This is a genomic window from Cytobacillus gottheilii, from assembly GCF_001636345.1.
Taxonomy (GTDB): domain Bacteria; phylum Bacillota; class Bacilli; order Bacillales; family Cytobacillaceae; genus Cytobacillus; species Cytobacillus gottheilii.
Genome location: NZ_KV440945.1, coordinates 2,550,233 through 2,562,908, shown reverse-complemented (window position 1 = coordinate 2,562,908; position 12,676 = coordinate 2,550,233). Strand labels below are relative to the sequence as shown.

The window sequence follows — 12,676 nt, the reverse complement described above, 5'->3', positions numbered from 1 at the left end:
GGAAATCACGGTAAAATTTAATTTATAAGAGGAATTTGAAAGGAGGATGTTTATGAAAAGATTAACCAAAAAGATGGTTGTCATTTCGTTTGATTGTCTGGCTGCTGACGATTTCAGTCAATTTTCGGATCTGCCTAATTTCAAAAGAGTGCTAGAAAAAGGTTCATATGCAGAGAATGTTGAATCATTCTATCCGTCTGTAACATATCCTTGTCATACTACGATCGTGACGGGAAGGTTTCCAGCACGGCACGGTATAATGAATAATACGCTGATGCAGCCTGGCTGGATTTCGCCAGACTGGCATTGGTACCGAAAAGATATTAATGGGACAACCTTGTACGATGAAGCATACAAAGCGAACTTAAGCACTGCTGCTCTTCTTTGGCCTGTGACAGGAAGAGCGAAGAATATTCAATATAATTTACCCGAGATTTTTCCGAATCGTCCGTGGCAGAATCAAGTGCTTGTTTCGCTATTTAGCGGCAGTCCTCTCTATCAATTGGAGCTGAATAACCGTTTTGGTCATATTCGAAACGGATTAAATCAGCCAGAATTAGATGATTTTGTGCTGGAATCAGCTGTGTTTACTTTAAAAGAAAAAAAACCGGACATCATGCTCATTCATTTTACAGATTTAGATACACAGCGGCATGTTCATGGAGTACATTCAAAAGAAGCTGAAGCTGCCATTGAACGGCATGACCGCAGACTTGGCGCTCTATTGGATGCGATCAAAGAGTCCGGAGCAGAAGAAGAGACGACTATTATACTGCTCGGGGATCATAGTGCGATCGATGTAAATAGAAAAATACATCTAAATGTGCTTCTTCGTGAACATAACTTAATAGAAGTTGACAGCAAAGGGCGAATCGCAAATTGGAAAGCCTATTGTCACAGTTGTGATGGGTCTGCGTATATTTATTTGAGAGATGATCACGATCATAAAACAGCAAGCATAGTAAAAAAGATATTAGAAGAACAGCAGGAAGGTATTGAGTTTATTTTAACTGGAGAAGAAGCTGGAGAAAGAGGGGCTGATCCTCGCTGTACTTTTATGCTTGAAGCGCAAAAGGGATATTATTTTGCCGAAAGCATTAATGGTGATCATATTGAAGAAGTAACAGCAGAGAATTTACAAGATCATCCGAAGAATATGCTGGCATGTCATGGTTTTTCACCATCAAAACCAAATTATACGACCTTTTTCTTAGCAGCAGGAAAAGGAATCCTACCAAATCAGAGAATTCCATATATGCATCTCACTGACATTGGTCCCACTTTAGCACAGCTGCTTGGGTTGGACTTAGGTGATACAGATGGACAGGTTATAGATGCCCTGCTGACAGACTAAAAGCAAGTTTTTTATATTTTAATAAAATTTAAGAAACCTTTTCACATAATATTCGTATGTAAGAAGAGAGAATGATAGAAAAGGTGATAATATTGACAGCAGAAATACATAATCCGACGAATAAACTTTCGCCAGAAGCGAAGAAGGTGTGGAGAATCACAGGCCTAATAGAAGATGTAATTGGACTAGTGGTTATAGCAGTATTGCTTTTTTTAGATCATTATTTTAATTGGGTCGATTGGCTGGGCTGGATATTTATTGGATTGGCAGTTCTTACAATCCCTTCGGTGATTTGGACATTTGTTCGGCCGCATTTATTATATAAATCGTGGCGATATGATGCGGACGAAGAATTTCTTCATTTGAAATTTGGGACGATTACAGAGAAGCATGAGCTGATTCCTATGACGAAGATACAGGCTGTGACAACAAATAAAGGTCCAATCATGAAGAAGTTTGGGTTAATGACCATTTCAGTGGAAACGATGGGATCTTCTCATAGCATTCCTTGCCTGAAGGAAGAGGTAGCATTGCAATTAAGGAATGAAATCGCCCAATATGCGAAACTGAAGGAAGTGGAATAATGTCTCCTAAAAGATATCATCCGCTCATTATGGTTTTGGAATTATTTGGGCTCGTAAAAAGCTTTGGTTTTATAGCTATATATTTATTTGTTATTCGGTTTGGTTCAGATTCCGGGTTTACATATTATGCGAGAATTGGATTTGTTTTAGTATTGGCCCTAAGTATGGTATCCATTTTTCTTAAATGGCGAACAAACAAATATGAAATAGAGGATGAGTCCTTTCATTTGTACTCGGGAATTTTTACCAAATCTAAACAAACGATTCCATTTTCACGTATTCAAAACGTCAACCGCCGGACCTCATTTATTCATAAACTTCTTAGTATGACTTCATTGCAGTTCGAAACAAGCATGTCGGGAAATGACGCTTCCATTGAATTTAAAATGGTTACAAAAGAAGAGGCAGAGATGCTCGAGGAAATGGTGAAAAAGCAGCCATTAAATTCTGATGAACTAAGTTTAGCAAAAGACAATGAAGAATTGCCTGAAACAAAAGCAGAAGACAACCGTATTGTACATTTTACACCAACAAGGAAAGACTTAATACGTGCTTCATTTACATCTTTAAGTTTTCTTTTGCTGATCCCGGTAGTAGGTTCTTTGTTTTCTAACTTTAATGATGTGTTTTCAATTGAAGAAGAAGCACAGGGGCTGCTGTCTGCACTGCCGCAGACATGGTGGTTCTATGCCTTGGCTGCAGCCATCATTATAATTGCATCAGTTCTTTTTGGTGTTGTCAGGACTTTTTTGAAATATGGAAATTATGTTATAGCATCAGATGATAATCGTATTTATATTTCTAAAGGTGTACTGGATGAGACGGCCTTTTCAATATCCAAAAATAGAGTGCAGGCAATTGAAATAATCCAAACTCCTCTAAAAAGGATTTTAGGCTTGGCAGAGGTGAAGCTGACAAGTGCTGGCGGTGTTGGGATTGGGGAAGAAAATTTAGAAATTAATTCGTTATATCCATTTCTTCCCGTACAGCGCGCTTATGAAATAATTGAAGAATTGCTGCCTGCATATAGCGTGACAAATGATATGAAAAAGCTCCCACGAAGATCTTTTTGGATTAGACTCTTAAGGCCAAGCTGGATATGGATCATAGCAACAATCACGCTTTTTATTTTCAAACCAGAGCCATTCGACATAGAAATTGCTTGGTGGCTGATTTCAATTCTGTTATTATTGATCACGGTCATATTTAGAGTTTTGGATTATATAAATAGTCAATATGTGATCAATGAACATTTTATCCAAATGAAATCAGGAAGCTTAAGTACTACTTTATTTGTAACAAAACGAGATAAGATCATAGAAGTAAATGTTACGAGAGGGATTTTGCAGAGACAATTTGGGCTGGCTACGATTGGAACAGTCAATCGCTCTAAACCAGTACATCATTCTGGTATAGATGACATCCCGGATGAATTAGCTGCACTATTTGTGAGCTGGTATCGAGAAAGAAAACAAGAGATTACGATTAAATAAAATGAAAGCTGACTCTAACTTAGTGAGTCAGCTTTTGTGATTCTAACAATTCCCATTGCCTTCTTTCCAGCCTTTCTTTTGCATAATTATCGCTGCAATGGCGATTAGTAAGACAAACAGGAGGCTTACATACAGTCCTGGCCTTATGCTTTTTTCCAGCAATGTTCCGCTCACCGCTAATAAAATGAGCAGAATACCCATCCACGATAACAATTTTCCCCAAATTTTCAGCTCCAGATTTTTAAATGCAGAAATAATAATAAAAGCCCAGTTAAAAAGAATTAAAATTCCTGCTGCGGTTGTAATGTATTCGTATATTTTCCCAGGGAGCAATAGTGCAGTAATAATGGAAGCCGTGAGACCAATCGTAGCCAACCCAAGAGAAGGAAGAGGCAGGTCCTTCATTTTCTTTATCTTCTTCGAAAAGAAAGCTGGTGCATCTCCGCCTTGAGCCATTGTTACAAGCAGGGAAGTGACGCCAAAAAGCGAGGCAGTCATGGTTGAAAATCCTGCAATAATAATGGCAGCATTAAACACATGAGGGAAGAAGGCCAAATCGTAATCTTTTAAAGCAGTAACAAATGGACTTTCCTTTTCATGAAAATCTCCATGAGCTGCCATATATACAGCAAGTCCTAATGAAATAACATAAATGATGACAAGCAATAAAAGCATAATAATGCCGGCTTTTGGGGCATCCTCTTTTTTCTTTAATCTCATAGCCATTAAGCCGATGACTTCAATCCCGCCATAGGCATAAAATGCGTAAATTAACGAAGTCCAAAAGCCTTTATAGCCTTCAGGAAACAGTTCACCCATACCGTTTGGGAAACCAGGGTGTTTCACATCTCCGCCAATCCAGCCAAAAAGCGCTGCAAAGGCGATAATGATAAACATGATGATGGCGGCTGTTTTAATGATCGCAAAGAGATTTTCAGCTTTATCAAAACCTTTGTTTCCTGTTAGTACAACAATAATAGATAAACATGCATAACCAATGGCGAAAAGCCAAAGCGGCACATTTGGAAACCAAAAGCGCGAAAGGATGGATAATGCGGTTAACTGGCTTCCCATAATTAAAATATTTGAACTCCAGTAGTTCCAGCCACAGCTAAATCCAGCCCAGCGGCCATATGCTTGATCGGCATAATAACAAAAAGAGCCGTCATGCGGATCTTTTGCCGTCATTTTTGCTAATATGTTATATACGATGTATGTACCAAAAGCCGCTAATATAAATGAAAAAACAATAGAAGGGCCGGTAATCTTAATACCAATGGCTGAACCGAGAAAAAATCCTGTGCCAATCGTACACCCTACTCCAATGAGAGAAAGCTGCCACCAGCTCAAATCGCCTTTTTCACTGCTTTTTCCACTGCTTCCACTGCCAGGAACAAAAAAATCCATAGGTATCACTCCTCATCTCACCGTTATCATGCGGAGGAGAAGTGAATCTTATACGATTATAAAAAGGTAAAGATTGTCTAACCCATTCTTAGGTAAAGAATAGCAGCAGAATTGCCTGGTAGCCAAAGTAAAGACCAAAGCCTATCAGAGAAATGCCAGAGAAAATGGAAATGAGCGCTAATGTTTTTCCTGATAACGTTTTTCTAAAGCCGCTAGCAATCATCAAAATAAATAAATCCCAGATAATTAGGCCGATAAATATGGCAATGCTGTATAAAGCTAAGTGTACATGATCAAATTCTGTAACAGTCTTAGCCAGAACTGAACCATAAATACCCAGCCAGAACAGAATGGTCAGAGGATTGGAAATGGAAATGAAAAATCCGGAAAGAAAGGATTTGATCTTTGTATCATCATTGGTTCTTTTCGGAGAAATAATTTTGCCCGCTCCCATGATTGTTTCAATGCCTGTATAAACTAAAACGAAAAAGCCGAACGACCAGAGAAAAGCTTTAACAAATGGAAATTCTAAAAAATGAACAAGCCCCATAAAAACAGCAAACATATATACTACATCTGCAGTCATGGCACCGAGACCAACTAGCCAGCCATGAAAAAAGCCCTTTTTGATTCCTTTATCCAACACAGCGGCATTCACAGGGCCAATCGGAGCAGCAAGCGAGAGCCCTAATAGGATATAGCTAAAAAAAACAATCATTGTAAGATCAACTCCCTAAAAAGTAAATGAAAGAATAAAGACATCACAAATGAACATACTAAGGCTTACAAATTATGTATAGAGGTGAGCAATATGTCAGTGTATGTGTACCAAACATTCGAAATCAAACAAGGTAAATTTAAAGAAGCGGTTGAAAATTTGCAGGAAATGAAGAAATTTAGATCTGAGAATTATGAACATAAAGTAGAAATTCTCACGCCCATTACTGGCAAAGATCATACATATTCACTTTTAACTACTTATGATGGACTTGCTGAGTTGGAACTGCAAAATAAAAAGATGTTCGCTGATGAAGAATATCAAAAACTCGTTGAAGCTTTCTTTCTGGAAAATATTGAGCAGGGCAGTATGCAAACGGTGATGTACCGTTCAATAAGTGAGTGATATTAGGAGAATAGAGCCACAATTCCTTGGAAGCCAAAATACAGACCAAACCCAATAAGAGATAATCCTGAAGCGATCCCGATAAAACGCAGACTATTCTTGGTTAAAAACCGCCTTAAACCTGTTGTTAAGCCAGCAACAAGCACGTCCCATAGCATGAGGCCGAGGAAGATCATTGAACTGTAGACGATTAATGAACCGGTACCGTTCACTTGCACCGTTTTGGCGAGTACAGAGCCATAAATACCAAGCCAGAACAAAATAGTTAAGGGACTTGTAATGGACATAATAAAACCAGTTAGAAAACATTTAAATAATGATTCTGTTCCTCTCGATTCAGATAGTGTGATTTTACTGGAACTGATCATTCCTTCAACACCCGAATAAATTAGAATAAAGCCTCCAAACAGCCATAAAAAAATTTGGACTAGCGGAACTTGAATAAACTGCACCATACCGAGATAAACAATGAGCATGTAGACGCCGTCTGCAATCATGGAGCCTGCGCCAACTGCCCAGGCATGCCAAAATCCGTTTTTTATGCCTTTGTCTAATCGTGCAGAGTTCACAGGACCAATGGGAGCTGCAAGTGTAAAGCCGAGTATGATATAACTGAGTAAAATGGTTAAACTCATGTGATCACCACCTAATTAAATTGCCTTTTTAATCATCTATTACTAAAAAGTACTAGCTTTAAATATATGTAAGCATTCATGGCAGTATGTATTCTTGTCCATAAAAAAACAGTGAGCATAATGCTGCTCACTGTTTTTAATCTTATTTACCTAATTGGAAGCCTAACCTCAATTGTCGATCCTTCATTGAGCTTACTGTGTATTTGCATGCTTCCGAGATGATCTTCTATTATTTTTTTGCTGACCATAAGCCCTAATCCAGTTCCATTCTCTTTTGTAGTAAAGAAGGGCTGACCCAGTTTTTTAAGAATTGATTCAGGAATTCCTTTTCCTTCATCTATAAAGGACAAAAGAATTTCATTTGTCCTTTGTTCAACTTTAACTGTTAATACTCCGCCAGAATCCATCGCTTCTATCCCATTTTTAATAAAATTGATGCAAATCTGTTTGATTTGGTTAACATCACACTTTACATAAATCTCATCGTTGGTGCAAATCGTTTTAATTTGAACACTATTCATATTAGCTTGTGCATCAAGCAAAGTAATAACATCCTTAATGAGGGCAATTAAGTTATTTGATTTGAAATCGGTTGACTGCGGCTTTGCCAAAATCAGCAGTTCACTTAGTATTAGCTCAATTCTTTCAATTTCTGATGCCATCACAGAATAATAGGTCCTCACATTTTTTCCATCTGCATTTAAGAGCTGGAGGAAGCCTTTAATTGCGGTGACCGGATTACGAATTTCATGAGCAATCCCTGCAGCAAGCTCACCTGCAATCGAGAGCTTGTCTGACTGCAGAAGAAGATCTTGAGCTTGATATCTTTCGGTTTGGTCTCTAAGTATAACCACCCAGGCAAAGATCTGATCATCTTCATCTCGAAAGGGAAAACAGGTTTGCAGAACTTTAATAGATTTGCCGTCCTTAGTTTGTCGCGTGCATTCCACTTTATAAATAGAACCAGCTTCCTTAATGTTCTGAATGTTCTGGTCTTTTTGATCTCTTTTTTCTTTACTGAACGCAGTAGCAACCGGCAGCTCATAAACATTTAAACCTAAAATTTCATCTGCACTCCAGCCAAACGTTTCTTCAAAAATATGATTGATATAAAGGACTTTTTCATTTTGGCCAACAATCATTACAGAGTCTAGGTTTTGTTTCATAAATGCCTGCAGCTGCTCATTTTTTGCGTACAGTTGTCTTTCTACCTTTTTATCCCGCAAATCTTGATCAGACAATGAAGGAAAGATTGCATCATTTCCTCTGTAAAGATAGGAACGTACTAAAGCATCGTCCGTCATAAAATATTCGTGCCATTCCATTATTTTATTTTGCATAGAAGCTGACAGGCTGTTTCCATCGTAGGCGCATACGGATATAATTCCATGTTTATTAATTTCACGATCGGCGTTCTCTTCAAAATCCATGAGAACTTGCGATATATTTTCTACTTTTGGCCACTCAACATGTGCCCAAGTCCGTACAGATATATTCTGTTTCACTAATGGAACTAAAACTCTATTAAAGTTTTGAACAATTCTATCTATATGAAAATGATCGTTTGCTAAATAATAATCATAATTATTATAAAAATGAACTTTTCCCAGTTCATCTTCGCTTAGTATTCCTGTTAGCTTTTTCTGTATTTTTTTTGTAAGAATATCGTTTTCAATTATAATGACATGATGATTATTGGAAAGCCCGGTCATAATATAACTGTATGCATTATTTACATATTTTTCTTCAGATTGATACGTATAAAGAATGTGAGCTTTGTTTTTTATCTCTATTTCTTCAATTAAGAATGCTGTCTTCATGTCCACTGAACTACACCTCTCGATAGTGATCCAACCATTTATACTAGTATTATACAATATTATGAACAATTTGAATGAATCTCTTATTTATTTGTAAAACAAAAGTCCTGTTTGCTTGACATGTATTAAGGGAAGGAGTAAATTTATCTCATACATTTCAGAACTGTTCTGAATGGAACTGTTCATAAGGGTGATAAAAATGAAAAATCATTCAAGCCAAAGGGTTACGGACATCCTTAAGTCGGTTGAACGCGTTAATCGCGGGTTAAGAAAGTTATTTCAAAAAACGGCTGCCGACTTAGAGCTCACTGCTCCGCAATTGATGTTATTAACCATCATTGCTTCTAAGAAAGAAATAACACAAAAACAGCTCGGAATTGAAACCCAGTTTCCCAAGAGTACGCTCAGTCAGTCAATCGATGCACTTGTACAAAGAGAACTGCTTGAACGCTATCCAGTGGAAGGAAACCGCCGTGAAATGCAGCTTGTTTTGAGTGAAGAAGGCAAATCTGTAATGGATTCAATTCATGAGCAAAAAGGAAGCTACTATACTGTTTTAAAAGAAGCTGTTGATGGACTTTCAGAACAGCAGGCAAATCTGCTGCTGAATTCTCTTTCTCAAATCGCCTTATTTTTAGAAAAAGAAATGAAGGAATAAAGGAGTTAATACAGTATGTTAAAGCTAACCAAGCAGTTATCAGCATATAAATGGATGATTTTATCTGTTTTTGCTCTTATTTTTATACAAGTTTTATCTGATTTATATTTGCCCACATTAATGGCGGATATCATTGACAATGGTGTTGTTGTTGGGGATACAGGTGTTATTTGGCGAATCGGGGGATTAATGCTCGCCGTTTCAGCGCTTGGTGCACTGGCATCTGTAGGTGCAAGCTATTATGCATCTAAGTCTGCAATGGGCTTTGGCCGTGATTTGCGCCGTAAAGTTTTCAAGCATGTAGACGAATTTTCCATGCAGGATTTTGATTCGGTCGGCACCGCTTCTTTAATTACGCGTACAACCAATGACATTACGCAGATCCAGCAGGTAGTGATTATGATGCTTCGTATGGTTGTCAGTGCACCGATTATGTTTGTCGGCGGTTTGATCATGGCGGTATCAAAAGATGCAAAACTTTCGCTGATTATTCTTGTGACCATGCCGATTCTTGCAGTCTCCATCTATTTTATTATGAAAAAAGCATTGCCATTATTTAAGCTTGTTCAAGATAAATTAGATCGATTAAACCTTGTCATGCGTGAAAATCTAACCGGTATCCGCGTAATTCGTGCCTTTAACCGTGAAAAACAGGAAAAGACCCGCCTGCAAAAAGCAAATAGAGATCTAACAGATGTTTCAATAAAAGTAAACCGGATCATGGCGTTTTTAATGCCGGTTTTAATGCTGATTATGAATTTAACGGTTGTCGCTGTCATTTGGTTTGGCGGCATTCGGATTGATAATGGCGGCATGCAGGTCGGAGACTTAATGGCGTTTATTCAATATATCACACAAATGATGTTTGCTCTCATCATGGCATCGATGATGTTTATTATGATTCCAAGAGCATCTGTTTCGGCTCAGCGTGTAAATGAAGTTCTGGAAATGAAGCCAACGTTTGTGGATCAGGGATCAACACATGCGGACCAAGACAAAGGGACGTTATCATTTGAGGATGTTACCTTTCATTATCCAGGGGCAGAGGAACCGGCTCTATCGCATATCAGCTTTAAAGCGAACCCTGGTGAAGTGACAGCCATCATCGGAGGCACCGGCGCAGGGAAATCAACACTGGTCAATTTAATACCGAGGTTTTATGACATTACTTCAGGTGTAATCCGAATTAATGGCGTTGATGTGCGTAATGCTTCACAGGAAAGTGTTCGTTCTAAAATTGGACTTGTTCCGCAGAAGGCATTGTTATTTACAGGCAGCATTTCAGAGAACATCAAATATGGAAAAGAAGATGCATCAGAAGATGAAGTCGAACATGCCGCAAAGGTTGCTCAGGCGCATGAATTCATCAGCAAAATGGAACAAGGATACAATACCATGCTTGCTCAGGGCGGCTCAAATCTTTCAGGCGGCCAAAAGCAGCGCCTATCCATTGCCCGGGCATTAGTAAGAAAACCGGATGTGTATATATTTGATGATAGTTTTTCTGCTTTGGATTATAAGACAGATAAAAATCTTCGTGCAGCTTTAAAGGAAGAAACAAAAGATGCAACGGTTATTCTTGTTGCACAGCGGATCAGTACCGTGGTGGATGCAGACCGGATCATTGTTTTAGACAAAGGGAAAATGGCCGGCATCGGAACACATAAACAGTTAATGGAAGAAAATGAAGTGTATCGTGAAATTGTGAAGTCACAATCCTCAGAGGAGGAAACAGCATGAGCTCAGAAAATACCACTCAGCGAGGATCAGGAAGAAAACATCCAAATCCAAACATGATAGCTGGCGGCCAAAAAGTAAAAGACTTTAAAGGTACCTTGTTCAGACTGTTATCGTATTTAAAACCGCAGCGAAAACAGCTTCTGATTGTTTTTATAGCTGCGATTTTAAGTACGGTCTTTATGATTGTCGGACCGAAAATCATGGGGAATGCGATAACGGAGCTATTTGAAGGAATTTACGGCAAATTATCCGGCGTCCCTGGTGCAGCTGTTAATTTTGGCGCAATCGGTCAAATGCTCCTGCTACTTGCCGGTCTTTATGTTATTAGCTCGTTATTTACATTTGTTCAGCAGTACGTCATGTCCAGTGTTGCACAATTAACGGTGTATCGTCTGCGCGAGGACATTAATGAAAAGCTTGAAAAACTTCCTCTGCAGTATTTTGACAGCAGACCAAAGGGAGAAATATTGAGCAGAGTGACCAATGATATTGATACGATTGGAAGCACGCTGCAGCAAAGTGTGACGCAATTTATTACATCGATTGTTACGATTGTTGGAATCATTATCATGATGCTAACCATCAGTCCTTTGCTTACGCTGATCTCCATCGTTAGCTTGCCATTATCGATGTTTGTGATTACACCATTTTTGAAAAAGTCACAAGCGCACTTTGCAGCGCAACAGCGCACACTCGGTGAGCTCAATGGCCATATCGAAGAAACCTATACAGGACATCAAATCGTCAAAGCATTTGGCCGTGAAGAAAAAGCACTGAATCATTTTGATGAGGTCAACGAATCACTTTATAAAGCAGGCTATAAAGCACAATTTATTTCCGGCATTATGATGCCGATGATGATGTTTATCGGAAATTTAAGTTATGTCGTCATCAGTGTAGTGGGCGGAATTTTAGTTATTAATCGCTCGATATCAATCGGTGATATTCAAGCATTTATCACTTATTCAAAGCAGTTCACTCAGCCTGTCACCCAAACAGCTAATATTGCCAATATCGTTCAGGCTACTGTTGCAGCAGTTGAACGTGTATTTGAAGTGCTGGATGAAGAAGAAGAAAATGTTACAGAGAACAAAATGGACAAAATCCAAAATGGTGCTGTTTCATTTGAACATGTTGACTTTGGCTACGGAGAAGAATTGCTGATTCAAGATATGAATATAGAGGTTGCACCAGGACAGACAGTTGCCATTGTTGGACCTACAGGTGCGGGGAAAACAACCCTAATCAATCTTCTCATGCGTTTTTACGAGTTAAAAGGCGGAAAAATTATGATTGATCATCAAGATATTTCCAAAGTGAACAGAGGCAATCTTCGGCAGAATTTCGGCATGGTTCTTCAGGATACATGGTTATTTAATGGAACGATACGCGATAATATTGCTTACGGAAAAAATGGAGATATAACTGAAGAAGAAATTGTAAAAGCAGCGGTCGCTGCAAGAGCAGATCACTTTATCCGTACACTGCCAGATGGATATGATACTGTGTTAAATGAAGAGGTTTCGAATATCTCACAAGGACAAAAGCAGCTATTAACGATTGCTCGGGCCATTCTTGCCGACCCAGCCATTATGATTTTAGATGAAGCGACATCAAGTGTAGATACACGAACAGAGCGTCTGATTCAACAGGCAATGAACAACTTGATGGAAGGGCGAACAAGCTTTGTCATTGCCCACCGTTTATCTACGATTCAGGATGCAGACCTTATTCTCGTCATGAAAGATGGTCAAGTGATTGAGCAGGGAAATCATCATGAACTGTTAGAGCAAAATGGATTTTATGCTGACCTATACTATAGTCAGTTTTCAAGTGCAGAAGCAGGATGAGCAGGAGAGATG

11 protein-coding genes are annotated in these 12,676 nt (G+C 38.7%); 7 read left to right on the top strand and 4 right to left on the bottom strand.

The window, feature by feature from the left end:
- Positions 1–52 precede the first annotated feature (52 nt).
- The 3 genes from A6754_RS12365 to A6754_RS12355 all read left to right on the top strand — a co-directional run bounded on the left by A6754_RS12365 (position 53) and on the right by A6754_RS12355 (position 3,431).
- The gene (locus A6754_RS12365) at positions 53–1,354 is read left to right on the top strand and encodes an alkaline phosphatase family protein (RefSeq protein ID WP_066445920.1); all 1,302 of its coding nucleotides are present in this window, start codon (positions 53–55) and stop codon (positions 1,352–1,354) included.
- A 92-nt stretch (positions 1,355–1,446) separates the two neighbouring features.
- On the top strand, positions 1,447–1,938 hold the full coding sequence (locus tag A6754_RS12360) for a PH domain-containing protein (protein ID WP_371806963.1): 492 nt from the start codon (positions 1,447–1,449) through the stop codon (positions 1,936–1,938).
- Positions 1,938–3,431 carry a PH domain-containing protein gene (locus A6754_RS12355; protein WP_066445912.1) on the top strand — a complete coding sequence of 498 codons (1,494 nt, stop codon included), beginning with the start codon at positions 1,938–1,940 and terminating at the stop codon, positions 3,429–3,431. Before A6754_RS12360 ends, A6754_RS12355 begins: the two co-directional genes overlap by 1 nt.
- 42 nt (positions 3,432–3,473) lie before the next feature.
- On the opposite strand, the gene A6754_RS12350 is transcribed toward A6754_RS12355, so the two are convergent.
- The gene (locus tag A6754_RS12350; protein ID WP_066445910.1) at positions 3,474–4,838 is read right to left on the bottom strand and encodes an amino acid permease; all 1,365 of its coding nucleotides are present in this window, start codon (positions 4,836–4,838) and stop codon (positions 3,474–3,476) included.
- Between the two features lie 88 nt (positions 4,839–4,926).
- Complete coding sequence (locus A6754_RS12345; RefSeq protein WP_066445908.1) at positions 4,927–5,556, bottom strand: LysE family transporter; 630 nt, start codon at positions 5,554–5,556, stop codon at positions 4,927–4,929.
- 93 nt (positions 5,557–5,649) lie between these two features.
- Here A6754_RS12345 and A6754_RS12340 point away from each other — a divergent pair, with 93 nt between their 5' ends.
- Entirely contained in the window at positions 5,650–5,961 is a 312-nt protein-coding gene (locus tag A6754_RS12340; RefSeq protein ID WP_066445905.1) for a hypothetical protein, read from the top strand.
- A gap of 2 nt (positions 5,962–5,963) precedes the next feature.
- Here A6754_RS12340 and A6754_RS12335 read toward each other — a convergent pair whose 3' ends face one another.
- Both A6754_RS12335 and A6754_RS12330 read right to left on the bottom strand, forming a co-directional pair.
- Positions 5,964–6,596 (bottom strand): LysE family transporter, encoded by a 633-nt coding sequence (locus tag A6754_RS12335; RefSeq protein ID WP_066445902.1) that lies wholly within the window; start codon positions 6,594–6,596, stop codon positions 5,964–5,966.
- Positions 6,597–6,742: 146 nt separating this feature from the next.
- The gene (locus A6754_RS12330; protein WP_257299173.1) at positions 6,743–8,416 is read right to left on the bottom strand and encodes an MEDS domain-containing protein; all 1,674 of its coding nucleotides are present in this window, start codon (positions 8,414–8,416) and stop codon (positions 6,743–6,745) included.
- A gap of 199 nt (positions 8,417–8,615) precedes the next feature.
- On the opposite strand from A6754_RS12330, the gene A6754_RS12325 reads away from it, so the two are divergent.
- The 3 genes from A6754_RS12325 to A6754_RS12315 are packed head-to-tail and all read left to right on the top strand — an operon-like array spanning position 8,616 to position 12,664.
- Positions 8,616–9,074 (top strand): MarR family winged helix-turn-helix transcriptional regulator, encoded by a 459-nt coding sequence (locus tag A6754_RS12325; protein ID WP_066445898.1) that lies wholly within the window; start codon positions 8,616–8,618, stop codon positions 9,072–9,074.
- 15 nt (positions 9,075–9,089) lie between these two features.
- On the top strand, positions 9,090–10,814 hold the full coding sequence (locus tag A6754_RS12320; RefSeq protein ID WP_066445895.1) for an ABC transporter ATP-binding protein: 1,725 nt from the start codon (positions 9,090–9,092) through the stop codon (positions 10,812–10,814).
- Positions 10,811–12,664: an ABC transporter ATP-binding protein gene (locus tag A6754_RS12315; RefSeq protein WP_066445892.1), complete on the top strand. Its 1,854-nt coding sequence runs from the start codon at positions 10,811–10,813 to the stop codon at positions 12,662–12,664. Before A6754_RS12320 ends, A6754_RS12315 begins: the two co-directional genes overlap by 4 nt.
- Positions 12,665–12,676: the final 12 nt, after the last annotated feature.